Annotated in this window: 12 protein-coding genes; 2 read left to right on the top strand and 10 right to left on the bottom strand. The window is 33.3% G+C overall.

Annotation, left to right across the window (positions count from 1 at the left end):
- Window positions 1-161: 161 nt before the first annotated feature.
- From AC2D8I_RS11550 to uvrC, 3 genes are all read right to left on the bottom strand, one after another.
- Entirely contained in the window at window positions 162-1319 is a 1158-nt protein-coding gene (locus AC2D8I_RS11550) for a homogentisate 1,2-dioxygenase (RefSeq protein ID WP_484706171.1), read from the bottom strand.
- A 178-nt stretch (window positions 1320-1497) separates the two neighbouring features.
- The gene (locus AC2D8I_RS11545) at window positions 1498-3741 is read right to left on the bottom strand and encodes a patatin-like phospholipase family protein (RefSeq protein ID WP_484706170.1); all 2244 of its coding nucleotides are present in this window, start codon (window positions 3739-3741) and stop codon (window positions 1498-1500) included.
- Window positions 3742-5544 carry an excinuclease ABC subunit UvrC gene (gene uvrC, locus AC2D8I_RS11540; protein ID WP_484706169.1) on the bottom strand — a complete coding sequence of 601 codons (1803 nt, stop codon included), beginning with the start codon at window positions 5542-5544 and terminating at the stop codon, window positions 3742-3744.
- 232 nt (window positions 5545-5776) lie between these two features.
- Here uvrC and rimK point away from each other — a divergent pair, with 232 nt between their 5' ends.
- Complete coding sequence (gene rimK / locus AC2D8I_RS11535; protein ID WP_484706168.1) at window positions 5777-6697, top strand: 30S ribosomal protein S6--L-glutamate ligase; 921 nt, start codon at window positions 5777-5779, stop codon at window positions 6695-6697.
- Between the two features lie 86 nt (window positions 6698-6783).
- A complete protein-coding gene (locus AC2D8I_RS11530) occupies window positions 6784-7347 on the top strand; it encodes a 5-formyltetrahydrofolate cyclo-ligase (RefSeq protein WP_484706167.1) in 564 nt (187 codons plus the stop codon).
- A gap of 30 nt (window positions 7348-7377) precedes the next feature.
- Here the strand turns inward: AC2D8I_RS11530 and AC2D8I_RS11525 are convergent, their stop codons facing one another.
- The 7 genes from AC2D8I_RS11525 to AC2D8I_RS11495 all read right to left on the bottom strand — a co-directional run bounded on the left by AC2D8I_RS11525 (window position 7378) and on the right by AC2D8I_RS11495 (window position 15729).
- Window positions 7378-8043: a lipoprotein signal peptidase gene (locus AC2D8I_RS11525; protein ID WP_484706166.1), complete on the bottom strand. Its 666-nt coding sequence runs from the start codon at window positions 8041-8043 to the stop codon at window positions 7378-7380.
- Between the two features lie 63 nt (window positions 8044-8106).
- On the bottom strand, window positions 8107-8730 hold the full coding sequence (locus AC2D8I_RS11520; protein WP_484706165.1) for a hypothetical protein: 624 nt from the start codon (window positions 8728-8730) through the stop codon (window positions 8107-8109).
- 126 nt (window positions 8731-8856) lie between these two features.
- Window positions 8857-9240, bottom strand: a complete 384-nt coding sequence (locus AC2D8I_RS11515; protein ID WP_484706164.1) for a TraR/DksA family transcriptional regulator — start codon at window positions 9238-9240, stop codon at window positions 8857-8859.
- 6 nt (window positions 9241-9246) lie between these two features.
- A complete protein-coding gene (gene ileS, locus AC2D8I_RS11510; protein WP_484706163.1) occupies window positions 9247-12651 on the bottom strand; it encodes an isoleucine--tRNA ligase in 3405 nt (1134 codons plus the stop codon).
- A gap of 284 nt (window positions 12652-12935) precedes the next feature.
- The gene (locus AC2D8I_RS11505) at window positions 12936-13805 is read right to left on the bottom strand and encodes a hypothetical protein (protein WP_484706162.1); all 870 of its coding nucleotides are present in this window, start codon (window positions 13803-13805) and stop codon (window positions 12936-12938) included.
- 23 nt (window positions 13806-13828) lie between these two features.
- Entirely contained in the window at window positions 13829-14521 is a 693-nt protein-coding gene (locus tag AC2D8I_RS11500; protein WP_484706161.1) for an Ig-like domain-containing protein, read from the bottom strand.
- 206 nt (window positions 14522-14727) lie between these two features.
- Window positions 14728-15729: an NAD(P)H-dependent glycerol-3-phosphate dehydrogenase gene (locus AC2D8I_RS11495; protein WP_484706160.1), complete on the bottom strand. Its 1002-nt coding sequence runs from the start codon at window positions 15727-15729 to the stop codon at window positions 14728-14730.
- Between the last annotated feature and the right edge of the window lie 131 nt (window positions 15730-15860).

Genomic DNA, 15860 nt, shown 5'->3' with positions numbered 1-15860 from the left:
ATGCTTTAAAAAAGCTAAAAAATTATTGTGATAATATTATTAAAAGCATTCTAATTAATGTTTGAAATCAAATTAAACATTTAATTATGAAAACAACAGCCGTTTACTTTATAAAACACCTATCCTCTCTAATCTATATAATACTCTTAATAAACAGCGGCTTATTCTAACCACGATTTATAATAGCTTTCATCGGCAATCTTCATAGCTTCCTCTGTTACCATTAATGGCTTAAAGGTATCTACCATTACAGCCAACTCTTCTGTATCGGTCTTACCAATACTTCTTTCGGCTGCTCCAGGGTGTGGCCCATGTGGTATTCCTGCTGGATGTAAAGAAATGTGGCCTGCCTCGATATCATTTCTACTCATAAAATCTCCATCTACATAATACAGCACTTCATCACTATCAATATTACTATGATTATATGGTGCTGGAATACTTTCTGGATGGTAGTCATATAATCGTGGTACAAAACTACAAACCACAAAGGCATCGGATTCAAAGGTTTGATGCACTGGTGGGGGTTGATGAATACGTCCTGTTATAGGCTCAAAGTCATGAATTGAAAAGGCATAAGGGTAATTATAGCCATCGTAGCCAACAACATCAAAAGGATGAGAAGCATAAACCATTTCAAAAATATCATCCTGTTTCTTAACTTTCATTAAGAATTCTCCAGACTCATTATTTGTTTCCAATTCGTATGGCTGACGTAAATCACGCTCGCAAAAAGGAGCATGTTCTAATAATTGTCCGAACCAATTTCGGTAACGTTTAGGTGTATAAATAGGCTTACGAGATTCTACTATAAATAAACGATTCTCTTCTGTATCAAAGTCCATCTTGTAAATAACTCCTCTTGGGACCAAAAGATAATCCCCATATTTAAAATCCAAATTACCGAGATGCGTTCTTAATTTACCTGAGCCTTTATGTACAAAAATAAGCTCGTCTGCATCAGAGTTTTTATAAAAATACGTTTTAGTTGATTGTCTAGGTGCGGCTAAAACAATTGTACAATCGCTATTTGTAAGCACTGCCTTCCGGCTTTCTAAATAATCATCTTCTGGTTTTACTTTAAAGCCTTTTAAGCGATAAGACTGAATATGATTTTTCTTTGCAATTTTTGGAGCAACGCTGTATTGTTTCTTTATATCTTTTACTTGCGTTGGCCTTTGCTCATGGTATGAATTTGTAGACATACCATCGAATCCTATGGTTCCAAATAATTGCTCGTAATATAGAGAGTCGTCTGATTTTCTAAATTGAATATGTCTTTTATGTGGGATTTTCCCCAGTTTGTGATAAAATGGCATAATGATTTGTATTACTAATTAAACAATGGTTTTATTGTAATTGCATAAAAATCATTCTGGATTTCTTTTGATTAGAAATTTTAAAAAAGTTAATATGTCTTGCCAGTAGTAATTCATTGCTCCACAAATATCGGTATTTTTTTGGATTATATAAAATCTAAAAACAGTACATTCTTTTTTAAAACCAAAAGCCTATATTAAAAAGCCAATAGTTTTCCTTTGTTTCTGGAGACCATGTATATCGGGCTTCCAAAGGCCCAATAAAGGACTCGACCCCATAGCCCAATGAATACCCTGAATAATCTGGTAAAGAAAACCAATCGGAACCACGAAACAAATCATTTTCGATATTAGCAAAATTTGCAGACGCCATTATATGATTTTTTTTAACGACTTCAAAATCAAAATTTATTGTAGCCTTTATAAAGCTATTACCATTTATTGATAAATAATCGTAACCATAAAACGATTTAAAGTTATTAATGAAATTATTACCATAACCTCCCAAAATATAATCAAAAGATAAATTATCATCGCCATTAATTTTCACCCCTGCTTCCCCAAGTACATTCACATTAAACTTTGACGTAAAGCTATGAGCATAACCTAGGTCTGCACTTATTGTAGAAAACTCTTGAAAATTATCATTAAAGTCTGAAGAATACAAATAGACCTTAAAACCGCCATTAAAATACACTCCTTTTTTAGGATAGTATTTATTATCGTAAGAGTCGAATACCAAATTAGAAAACACACTAAAATAGTTACTATTCTCAAATAGAGTTTCATTTTGATTTTCGGGAGACAGAATAGTTTCTGTTTTCACCTTATAATATTTATGCTCTGCGCCTATCGCCAATGCAAAGTCATTTCTAAATTGCGTTTGCACAAATACTTGATTGGTAAGATCCATAAATTTAGTATCAACCTTATTTACTCCTACCGACAACAATTCTTCAGGTGTTTGTAACGCGGCAGCAGTTATACTTTTATCGAACTCATTATAATAAGATTTCAATCCTACACTCCAATAAAACCCCTTGTCGATATAATAGTGAAAATTATACCTCACGTTATCTCCTGCGATTAAATCTAATGATAAAACATCACTTTTAAACAAAAGTTGTTTTTTTGTAATATTCATTAGTAAAGCACTCTTATACAATCCATCATAATGCAAAGCAAACCGAAGACTTGTTGTTTTTTTAGTTTCTTTTAATTCGGTATACAAATCATAACCTTTAACACCATTATATTCTGAAGGCTTTAATTTATACACAAAACTATCAAAGTTATTGGTTTCTATTAAATTATTGATCCCACCTATAAAACGGTTATAACTTGTTTTTTGAAAACGCTTAAACCTTAATTTACCCAAAACATACGAAATAGTATAATTATTTAGTCCTTCTATATATATTTGATTTATCCGAAGGCTATCTGGCGTATGTGCAACATATTCTCTCTCAACACGTCTCCCTTGTCTTTTAACAAGTGCATTTAATTTATTACTTTTTAATCTTGCTGCTATTTCTCCTTTTTCAATAATTTGCTTTCCAGATTCGAAAGACATTACACTATACTTTGAAATATCTGGCTTAATATAGACCTCTGCTATTTTAGCTTTAAGCTCCATTTCTTTAATCGTCCTAAAATTACTAATTTGAAGTAGTATTTTTGGAGCTGAGGATAAATCACTTCTATCTAACAACCCATCTTGCACATCAACCCCTATTATAACATCCATCCCTTTTTCTTTAAGTTCTTCTATAGGATAATTATTAGTAACACCTCCATCCACCAACAATAAATCATCTATCAAAACTGGTTGAAAAAGAGAAGGCAAAGCACCACTAGCCATAATTGCTTGCGCCAAATTTCCTTTCTCTAAAACCACAGGATTCCCTGTCTCGACATCTGTTGCCACACAAAAGAAAGGAATAGGTAAATCTTTAAATTCATCTATATCATTAACATGCAATGTTAGTTTAGACAATAGATTGAACGTATTCTGCCCTCGTGACAAGGCAGATGGCAACTTCACTTTAAATTGATCAAAAGGAAGTGATATTGAATACCTTTCTGTACTTACACGATCATAAAGTGTTTTCGAAGCTCTTGGTGTGTAGTCATTAATTATATCGTCGAAATCTACACTCTTAAAAATTGAATCTATTTGCTTCCCTGAATACCCAGAAGCATAGAGAGACCCTATAATAGCCCCCATACTGGTTCCTGCCACATAATCAACACGAACCCCTAAACTATCGATAACCTTTAAAACCCCAATGTGCGCCAATCCTTTTGCACCACCACCACTTAGCACCAACCCTACTTTGGTTTCTTTTTTTGTTTTATTTTGAGCATTTAAAGTTGTGTTCAATAATAAAACTAGTAAAATAGCGATACTTACTGGTCTCATTTAATTACTCTCGTTTTTATGGTAATAATTATAAATTTTCTCTGCCTTAGACACTCCTACAACAGCTTCTAACTCATCCAGCTTAGCATTTACTATTCGCTTAACAGATTTAAACTCCTTTAGTAAAGCTACAATAGTTTTTTCACCAATCCCAGAAATAGACTCTAATTCTGTATTTAAAGCCGCTTTGCTACGTTTATTCCTATGGTGTTCTATTCCAAAACGATGCGCTTCATTTCTTAATTGTTGAATTATTTTTAACGTCTCGCTTTTTTTATCTAAATATAAAGGAATAGGATCATCTGGGTAAAATAATTCTTCCAAACGTTTCGCAATTCCGATGACTTGAATTTTTTGTCTTAAATTTAAAGCATCAATACTTTTCAAAGCAGAAGATAACTGCCCTTTTCCTCCATCAATAATAATTAATTGTGGCATCTCTCTCTCTTCATCTAATAACCGTTTATATCGCCTATACACTACTTCTTCCATCGAAGCAAAATCATCTGGCCCTACAACCGTTTTTATATTAAAATGCCGATAGTCTTTCTTACTTGGCTTTCCGTTTTTAAAAACCACACAAGCAGCTACAGGATTAGTCCCTTGAATATTTGAATTATCAAAGCATTCTATATGCCTTGGCTCTTCGTTTAAGCGTAAATCTTTCTGCATTTGAGCCATTATGCGTTTCACATGTCGATCGGGATCTGTTATCTTAACTTGTTTAAATCGCTCCATCCTATAATACTTCGCATTCCTAATGGATAAATCTAGAATATGTCTTTTATCCCCCAATTGCGGCAACGCCACTTTTACTCCTTCGCCAACATCTACTTTAAATGGCACGTAAATCTCTCTAGAATTAGAATTAAAACGGGTTCTTATTTCAATAATAGCTAGTTCTAACAGTTCTTTATCGGTTTCGTCTAATTTTTTTTTAACTTCAAGTGTGTGTGATCGTATTATTGCGCCATAAGAAATTTGAAGAAAATTTATATAACCATAACTTTCATCACTCACAATTGAAAACACATCTACATTACTAATTTTAGGGTTTATAATTGTAGACTTTGCCTGATAGCTTTCCAACACCTCAATTTTTTCCTTTATTTTCTGAGCATCTTCAAACAACATTTCCGCAGCAAAACTTTGCATTTGTTGCTTAAACTGATCTAAAGAATCTTTAAAGTTCCCTTTTAATATTTCCCTAATAGCCGTTATATTTTCTTGGTATTTCGTTTCTGTTTCTAAACCCTCACAAGCGCCTTTGCAATTCCCCAAATGATATTCTAAACAGACTTTATACTTCTCTTTTTCTATGTTTTCTTGCGACAAATGATAATTACAAGTACGCAATTTATAAAGTCCTTTTATAAGGTCTAACAGTGTTTTTACTGTTTTCATACTTGTATAAGGTCCAAAATACTCACTTCCATCTTTTATAACGCGGCGTGTTGGAAAAATCCTGGGGAATCGTTCTTTCTTAATACAAATCCAGGGGTATGTTTTATCATCTTTAAGTAAAACATTATATCTTGGCTTATGTTTTTTAATTAAATTATTTTCAAGTAATAAAGCATCGGTTTCTGTTTCAACAATAATGTGCTTTATACTCACTATTTTTCTAACCAAAACACGTGTTTTCCCATTATCATGTGTTTTAGTAAAATAGGAACTTACACGTTTTTTTAAATTCTTTGCCTTTCCTACATAAATAATAACACCTTCGGCATCAAAGTATTGATAAACACCAGGTGAATCGGGTAAGGTTTTTAATTGTATGTCCAAAGAAGGAATGCTCATTCGCTCAAAGGTAATTATTTAAACGATTTACGAGAAATACCGACTCTTTTTAAAACGTTAAATTTTCATCAACAACAAATTAGTTGTCCTCTAAATAAATATAATAAAATTATTTTTTAATAAAACGTGATTAACTTAACTTTAAACACCCTTAAATTAACTGGCATACATTTTAAATCGACACTTATTGTTCGCATTTAATCTAAAAACGGCCACATAAATAATAATATAAATGAACATCGTCATATCATCCAGAAACAGCCATTTATATTCTACAAAAAGGCTTCTTGAAGAAGGAAAAAAACGAGGGCATCGTGTTGAAGTAATAGACCCTTTAGAATGCGACATTATTATTGAAAACGAAAAACCGACTATTCTTTATAAAAATCGTGACTTAAATTACATTGATGCTATAATTCCTAGGATTGGATCTGCTATTACTTTTTATGGCTGCGCAGTTGTTAGGCAATTTGAAGTTATGAATGTTTTTACCACTGCGACCTCTGATGCTATATTAAGATCTAGAGATAAATCAAGAAGCTTGCAATTACTTAGCAAAGCTAAAATAGCAATACCTAAAACCGTTTTTACTAATGATTCTCAAAACACCAAAGCAATTATTGAATACGCAGGAGGCACACCAGTAGTAATTAAACCTATAGAAGGCACGCATGGCCAAGGGGTTGTTTTATCTGAAACTAAAAGAGCTGCCAGATCTGTTTTAGAAGCTTTTAATAACATGCAAGCACGAGTGATTATACAGGAGTTTATTAAAGAAGCTAATGGAGTAGATATTCGAGCACTTATTGTAGATGGACAAATTGTAGGCGCAATTAAACGCCAAGGTAAGGCAGGTGAGTTTCGCTCCAATCTTCATCTTGGAGGCACAGCAACAAGCACCTCTTTAAGTCATAGCGAATTAAAATTAGCGATTAAAGCAGCTAAAATACTAGAACTCCCTGTATGTGGTATAGACATCCTGCAATCTAAAAGAGGCCCTTTGCTTTCAGAAGCCAATTCAACTCCTGGACTAGAAGGCATAGAAAATGCAACAGGAAGTAATATTGCTAAACGTATTATTACCTTTATTGAAAAAAGTGTTAAACACAATACTTTTAAAAAAAAGTTTAATTATTTTGTAAAAATACCTTAATCTGGCCAACTATTAACTTACAATTATTTATAGCACGCAACACCCTATTTACATTAAACAAAATACGCTTTTAACATATTATACTTATGACTAAAACTGAATTACGAAAAAAATATAAATCCCTTCGTAGCGAATTAACTGAAGACACCATAGATGAATTAAGTATTGACATTGCCAACAAACTACTCTCCTTAAACATATGGAATTTAAGCTTCTATCACATATTCCTCTCCATTAACTCCCAAAAAGAGATTAATACAGATTACATTCTAAACATTCTTTCTGGTAAAGACAAAAATATTATAATTTCGAAAAGTAACTTCGAAACCTTAGAACTTACAAATTACCTACTAACAGATGCGACCACAATTAAACTAAATACATACAATATTCCAGAACCCATTGATGGTATAGAAATAAACAATAATAAAATTGACCTGGTATTTATTCCCCTTTTAGCATTTGATACCAATGGTAATCGTGTAGGCTATGGCAAAGGGTTTTATGATAAATTCCTTGCAAAATGCAGACCAGAAACTATTAAAATTGGATTATCATTTTTTGAAGCTGAATCCAAAATAGAGAACATATTTTCAGGAGACATTCCTCTTGATTATTGTGTAACGCCTCAAAAGATTTACTCTTTTTAAAAACCTATATAGAAACAAAAAGTAGAATTCTTAATCATTTAATTCTTCAACATTATCTTGATTTAAAACTTCACTTTTAGTAGAAGGAAATGCTTTCTTATTAAAAAAAATCAAGAGGCAAAACCCTATACTTATTGCTACATCTGCAACATTAAAAACGGGTTCAAAAAAATTAAATCGTTGCCCTCCATAAAAAGGCAACCATTCCGGCAAATCACCTTGCCAAATAGGTAAATATAACATGTCTACCACCTTACCGTGTAATATCCCATCATACCCTCCTTCTGGCGGAAGAAATGATGCCACCTGACCTACACTATCATTAAACAAAACACCAAAGAATACCGAATCTACAATATTCCCCATGGCTCCTGCAAATATAAAAACCAACGCCAATATTAATACTTTTGAACGCTGTCTTTTTACAGTATCGTATAACCAATAACCGATGCCTATTATAGCCAATATTCTAAATACAGTAAGTGCTACTTTTGCGGTACGATCTGACATAAAAGGCAAAATATCACTTAATTTTGTCCCCCAAGCCATGCCATTATTTTCTATAAAATAAATTTTAAACCAATTAAAAACAACCACATCTTCTCCTAGTTGAAAATGTGTTTTTACATAAATTTTACTCACTTGGTCTATTAATAAAAGTAAAATAACGAGAAGTGTAGCCTTTTTTAAATTCATCTTTAAAATTACCGATTATGTTCGAAACGATATTTAATTATAATTAACTCTGCTAAAATAGACTTATTTTTTAGTTTTAATAACACTTATATTTCCATTAACAGAGTTTAAAGATATGTTATTATCTCCTAATGCTAAGCTTTCCCTAGTAACGTTTCCCGTCTTAGTATAAGTCTGCACCTTTGAGAAATTAGTATGAAGCTCAATTGCTCCGTTTATAGTATTAACCAGCGCATTCCCATAAAATGCCTTCAAATAACAATTCCCTTGTAACAACTGAGCCGTTAACGATCTATAATTCCCTGAAATCGCTATCGAAGCCGTATCACTCTCCACATAAAGATTACGTTTTTCAGGAATCAATAATTCAACTTCTATAGAGATCACCTTATGAACGCTTAATTTCTCATTCTGTTTAACAAAAAAAGGATGAAAAGCGCTAAAAACAATTAAAGAGTCCTTTTTTTCTCTAGCAACCACAACTATATCCTCACTATATTCCCCTTCTATTCTTGCTTTCAAAATAATAGTATTCGTCGTAGTAGTCCCGACCTTTATCTTAAACATTTGATTTCCCTCAACAACAATAGTAGATATGTTTTGAGCGGCCATTCTTTTCTCTATATTCTTCTGAGAATATACTCGAAAGCAACAGAGTAATGTCGCGATATAAATAATATATTTCATAACAACAACCTATAATAGGTGAAAACAATTTTATGTTAAACACAAAGCGCTTCAATGAATCATTGAAGCGCTTTTTAGTTTATAATATCTTATAAAATAATTAGATATTCACTTTTTATAAGCGTTTTATTTTTGCATATTTTTAGCCTCAATACTCAATGTTGCATGCGGTACTAATTCTAAGCGTTTACGATTAATCAATTTCCCTGTAACACGACAAACACCATACGTTTTGTTTTCTATTCTAATTAATGCATTTTTAAGATCTCTAATAAACTTTTCTTGTCTAATTGCCAGCTGTGAATTAGACTCTTTACTCATTACAGCACTACCTTCATCAAAAGCTTTAAACGTTGGTGAAGTATCGTCTGTACCGTTGTTATGATCATTCATATAAGCACTTTTAATAAGTCCCAAGTCGTGTTTTGCTTTTTCAATTTTTTCTGAAATAAGTACTTTAAACGCTTCTAAGTGTTCATCTGAATACCTTACTGTCTTTTCTGCCGCCATAGTTTGTTAATGTTTTTGAATAAACAATTTCGTATTTATTGTATCGAAAGCAACATCTATACCATTGTCTATTTGGTCAATAATATCAAGGTTTTCTGTTAAAGTTTCTGCCTTGATGTACTCTAGGTTTCTTTGAACCGCTTGCACAATTTGACTGTCCTTTTGCAATTTAACATCTATTTTGTCTGTAACTTCAAACCCTGAATCTTTACGTAAGTTTTGAATACGGTTTACGAGCTCACGTGCAATCCCTTCTTCTCGTAAATTTTCAGAAATAGTAACATCCAATGCAACTGTTAAGGCACCTTCATTAGCAACAAGCCATCCCTCAATGTCTTGAGATGTAATTTCTACATCACCGAGTTCTAAATTAACATTTTTTCCGTTACACTCGACATCAAGCGTCCCTTTTTGTTCAATTATTTTAATATCGTTTGATGTAAGCTTCTGAATTTCAGCAGCAATACTTTTCATGTCTTTTCCAAAACGTGGCCCTAAAGCTTTAAAATTAGGCTTTATTTGCTTTACTAAAATATCTGAAGCATCTTCTAAAAGCTCCACTTCCTTTACATTTACCTCATGTTTTATTAAATCTGATACCGCCAAGATCTCTTCTCTCTGTTCCGCATTATCTACAGGAATCATAATCTTTTGTAACGGCTGCCTCACTTTTATTTTCTCTTTTGCTCTTAACGACAATACCAACGACGATATCACTTGAGCACTCTCCATTTTACGCTCTAAAGATTTATCTATAAAATGCTGATCGGCTTCTGGGAACTTCGCTAAGTGCACGCTTTCAAACTGTTCTGTTTGTGTAGTTTTGGTTAAATCTAAATACAATTTATCCATAAAAAAGGGCGCTATTGGAGCTCCAAGCTTTGCTATGGTAAGCATACAAGTATACAATGTTTGATAAGCCGATATTTTATCTTGTTGATAATCGCCTTTCCAGAAGCGTCTTCTACTTAAACGCACATACCAATTACTTAGGTAATCTTGCGTAAAGTTTGAAATGGCCCGCGCTGCTTTTGTTGGCTCATATTCGGCATAATAAGCATCTACCTTCTCTACCAATGTATGCAATTCTGACAAAATCCAACGATCTATCTCGGGTCTTTTTTCTAAAGTTATATTAGCTTCGGCATACGTAAATTTATCTAGATTAGCATACAACTGAAAGAATGAATATGTATTATAAAGTGTTCCGAAGAATTTACGTTTCACTTCTTCAATTCCTTCTAAATCAAACTTTAAATTATCCCATGGATTTGCATTAGCGATCATATACCAACGAGTTGCATCGGCACCATAAGTATCCAATGTCTCAAAAGGATCTGTTGCATTTCCTAAACGCTTAGACATTTTTTGGCCATTTTTATCTAACACCAACCCGTTAGACACAACGTTTTTATAAGCTACAGAGTCAAAAACCATAGTTCCTATTGCATGTAATGTATAAAACCAACCTCGGGTTTGATCTACACCCTCTGCGATAAAATCTGCCGGAAAAGACTTATTATCATCTATTAACGCCTTATTTTCGAATGGATAATGCCACTGCGCATAAGGCATAGAACCAGAATCAAACCACACATCTATTAAATCACTTTCGCGTTGCATAGGTTGCCCTGTAGGAGAGACCAATACTATTTGGTCTACTATATTTTTATGCAAGTCTAATTTTGCATAGTTTTCTTCGGCATAATTTCCGACTTCAAAATCTGCAAAAATAGCCTCTTTCATAACGCCTGCTTCAACCGCTTTTGCCATTTCTGCTTTTAACTCTTCAACAGAACCGATACAGATTTCCTCCTTACCGTCTTCTGTTTTCCATATTGGTAATGGCACACCCCAGTATCTAGAACGCGATAAATTCCAGTCGTTTGCATTTAATAACCAATTGCCAAAACGTCCATCCCCTGTACTTTTAGGTTTCCAATTAATGGTATCATTAAGTTTATGCATCCGTTCTTTAACATCGGTTACTTTTATGAACCAAGAATCTAATGGATAATACAATATGGGTTTATCTGTACGCCAACAGTTTGGATAACTATGCTTGTATTTCTCAACCTTAAAGGCTTTATTCTCTTCTTTTAACTTAATAGCTAGCTCTACATCTACCGAACGTTCTGGCGCCTCACCATCTGCATAATATTCATTCTTAACATATTTACCACCATACTCTTGCATTTCTGGTCTAAAACGGCCTTGCAAGTCTACTAGAGGTACTAAATTATCATTTTCATCTTTAACCAACATAGGAGGCACTTCTGGTTTCGCTTGTTTCGCAACCAAAGCATCATCGGCACCAAATGTAGGTGCTGTATGCACGATTCCTGTTCCGTCCTCGGTCGTTACAAAGTCACCAGAAATTACTCTAAACGCATTTTCTGAATTATCGTTTGGCAGTGCATATTGTAATAATTGCTCATATTTTATACCAACAAGATCTTTTCCTTTAAATTCTTTTACAATATGGAATGGAATTTTCTTATCGCCTTGATTATACTCTAGTAATGCAGATGCATCCTCAACTTCATTGTATTTCCCTGAAAACTGCTTTGCTACCAAAGGCTTTGCTAAAATAACTTTGATAGGCAAGAACGTATACTGGTTATAAGTTTCTACCAATACATAATCAATTTTTGCTCCAACCGTTAATGCTGTATTACTGGGTAGCGTCCATGGTGTTGTTGTCCATGCTAAAAAATAAATAGCACCTTCATTTTGCAAGCTCTTTGGCAAGGTACTTTCTACAGCTTTAAACTGCGCAACAACAGTAGTATCTGTTACGTCTTGATACGTCCCAGGTTGATTTAACTCACTAGCACTTAATCCAGTTCCTGCTTTTGGAGAATACGGCTGGATTGAATAGCCTTTATACAATAAATTCTTATTATAAATCTCTTTTAACAACCACCACACACTTTCCATGTATTTAGGCTCATAGGTTATATATGGATTTTCCATATCTACCCAATACCCCATTTTCTGAGTCAGATCATTCCAAATATCGGTATAACGCATTACCGATTTACGACAGGCTTCGTTATAATCTTCTACTGAAATGGTTTTCCCAATATCTTCTTTTGTTATCCCCAGCGCTTTCTCTACTCCAAGTTCTATAGGCAAACCATGGGTATCCCAGCCTGCTTTACGCTTTACCTGAAACCCTTTCATTGTTTTGTAACGTGGAAAAATATCTTTTATCGCACGTGCTAAAACGTGGTGTACACCAGGTAAGCCATTTGCAGATGGTGGCCCTTCAAAAAACACATAAGGTGCTGCACCTTCTCTAGTTGTTACACTCTTTTCAAAGATGTCATTACTTTTCCAATAGTCAAGTATTTCACTTGCAATACTAGGCAAGTTAAGTCCTTTATAATCAGGGAATCCCATACTCATTTTTTTTAATTTATTATAAGAAATGCGAAATTAAGGAATTTTAAGAAAAAAGACGGTGGAATTTAAGGGAAATGGCATGATTAATAGCCTTATAAAAATTATTTACACTAAAAAGAAAGTTTATTTATTGATTAAACAGAGATTTCTAATTGACACAGTCAATAAAACCGTTTAAAACAAAAAAAACAAAGCAAATAAGACCTCTCTTATTTGCTTTGTCTCTCTATCTAATAAAAATATTAATTTATATTCTATTTTTTTTAATCAAATAGACGCTATCCTCTTTATTTAATATCTAGGAAAATTCCTCCAGAAAAGGATGGGTTTGCATAAATCACACGACCGCTTAATGCACCTGAGAAATTTAAAGACACCCCTAGTTTTTCGGTTATATAATAAGCGCCTTCAACGCCTAAACCGGTATATTCTACATTATTGGCAAAGATACTTCCTTGACTGTTTTGCGCATTTAAATTTCCATTTTGTAAAGATTCTACAACATCAAGACGCCCTATTAACCAAAACTTCTCATTAAAGAGATTCATCCCTAATTCTAAACCGGTCTTAAACTCATCTGAAAAACCTTCTGTTCTATTATTATACCCTAAATACGTTTTAGCATAAAAAGGAATGCCTTTAAATTTAAATGGTGCACCGAGATCTAATCTAAGTTGCTGATTAAACTCTCCATCTCCTGTTTGAAAACTGCCATCTCTCCCTCCAGAATCATTTCCTAAAGGTAAACCAAAAGTTAGTGTACCAGATAATGCCAATTTACCAGTATCGAAAAAGCCGTACTTCACTCCTAGATCAACGTCTCCAAAAGAATTTAAATCTTCTCCAGTATTAATTAAGTCCCCCGTAGTTCCTGAACGCGTATCGTTTTGATACGTTCTAGCAAAAAAGGGAATATAAGCAACTGCATTCCATTTATCTGTAATACCGTATTCTCCATAAAAATTAACATTAAATTGTCCTCGTGTCGCATTGGGTTCTATAACCCCTTGGTCTGTATAATGTTGATCGGCTTCTAAATACCATGCCGACAATTTATAATATCCTTTATTCTTTTTCTTCGTCCATTGTCCTAATGCTACATTGGAGGTCAATAAAAGACACGCCATAACAACAATGGTATACATCTGTTTTTTCATAATAAATAAGCTTGTAATAATAATTAATTGTTTATTTGCCCTTCTCCCACTTTAACTCCAAAAGGCTCACACCAGTACAACAAATAGGAATAGTCGTTAATATTTACATCTGAGAACTCATAAGTATGCGCCCCATTAAAAACGCTTACTGGACCTGCATTATACGCTCCATTTATTGAGTTTGGATTATTACTAAGGTACAGATAAAGTCCTGGCAGGCTTGTTGTAGCATTATAGTCATTACCAAAAGATAATTTTACACTATCGTTCTCTAAAATTTCTTCAAAAACAAAATCTCCCGTTAATGCGTAACCGCTTGTTGACTGGATACTCCCTGTTCTTACAATAGGCAATGTTTCAATAACATCTACTGTTATTGCTAAACTATTTTCATCTACAACTAATGCATTGCCCCCTTCTAATACTCGCGCGCTAACAGTAACATTACCTTCTTCTAGACCTATAGCTAATCCGTTTTCGTCTATACTTAATAATGATTCATTAGAACTAGACCAGGTAATAGTCACCTCTTCCTGCGCTCCAATATTATTAAAAAAAGTTGCATTATATTGATGTGTCTCCCCAACAGCAATACTGGTTAAGGGGTTGTTTATACGTACTTCAAGCGGCACGGTATCATCAATAAAATCCTCACCGATACAAGATTGAAATAGAAATACTATTGAAAGCATTAAAAAGTAGGTAATTCGTCTCATAGTTTCTTAAAATTTTTAGACGATTAGTCACGTTAAAAAATAGAAACTTACAAAAACAGCATCCTTATTTAACAATACTAAAATATTTCCTTATTTTTTCTCACAAAACCATAGCTTTTTAAAAGTATAAAAACAAAAAAGGCAGCAATACAGAATCACTACCTTTAATTTATTCAATTCGCATAAAACGATTTAAGACTATTACATTAATCTAATTTTTCGGTCAATTTAGAAAACACTTTTTTAGCATCTTTACCTTCATACAAGATTCCATAGACCGCTTTTATAATGGGAATTTGACTTTTTTTCGCATTTTTTTGATTGATTAAAAAAGCACTCTTTGTTGCATAATATCCTTCGGCTACCATGTTCATTTCCATTTGTGCAGATTTAACCGTGTAGCCTTTGCCTATCATATTCCCAAACATTCTATTTCTTGAAAACACAGAGTATCCTGTAACCAACAAATCTCCTAAATAAGCTGAATTATTAATATTTCGCTTCATTTTATGCACTTTTTTTATAAAGCGCTTCATTTCACGAATGGCATTACTCATTAATACACTTTGAAAATTATCCCCGTAGCCTAAACCATGAGCAATACCTGCTGCAATAGCATAAATATTTTTTAACATTACCGCATATTCAGTCCCTATAATATCATCACTTATTTTGGTTTTAATATACCGGCTACTTAATACATTTGCTAAAGCCTGTGCTTTGGTAGCATCTGCACAGGATATAGTAAGGTAAGACAACCTTTCTAGCGCAACTTCTTCTGCATGACATGGTCCTGCAATAACACCTATATTTTTGAAAGGAATGTTATAATTATCATGAAAGTGTTCTCCTAAAAGCAGTCCTGTTTCTGGAATAATACCTTTTACAGCAGAAACAATCGTCTTACTCGTAATATCTACAGTCAGTTTTTTTAATTCGGAATGTATAAATGCTGAAGGCACAACAAAAATGAGAACATCGGCATAATTTGCCATTTCATTTATATCATTACTTAGTTTTAATTGCTCCAAATGAAACTCTACAGAACTCAAATAACTAGGATTATGCCTTTCTTTTAGTAAATGTTCTTTAGTATATACACTTCGCATATACCAACCTACCTCAGCTTGATTCTCACACAACATTTTTACAATTGCCGTTGCCCAACTTCCGGAACCAAAAACGGCATATTTTAACTCTTTATTCATAAATCATTTCTATAAATGGAATTTCAAAAATACATAAAATATTAGTCTTCCTCGAGTTGTTAAAACCCAATATGATATTAATTTTGGCACAGGTTTTGAAACACCCTTAACATCAATACTTAAAACTGAAG

The sequence above is a fragment of the Lacinutrix sp. YIN62 genome (genome assembly GCF_057219185.1).
Note: the sequence above shows the minus strand (reverse complement) of the source record. Positions and strands in the feature narration are given on the sequence as shown.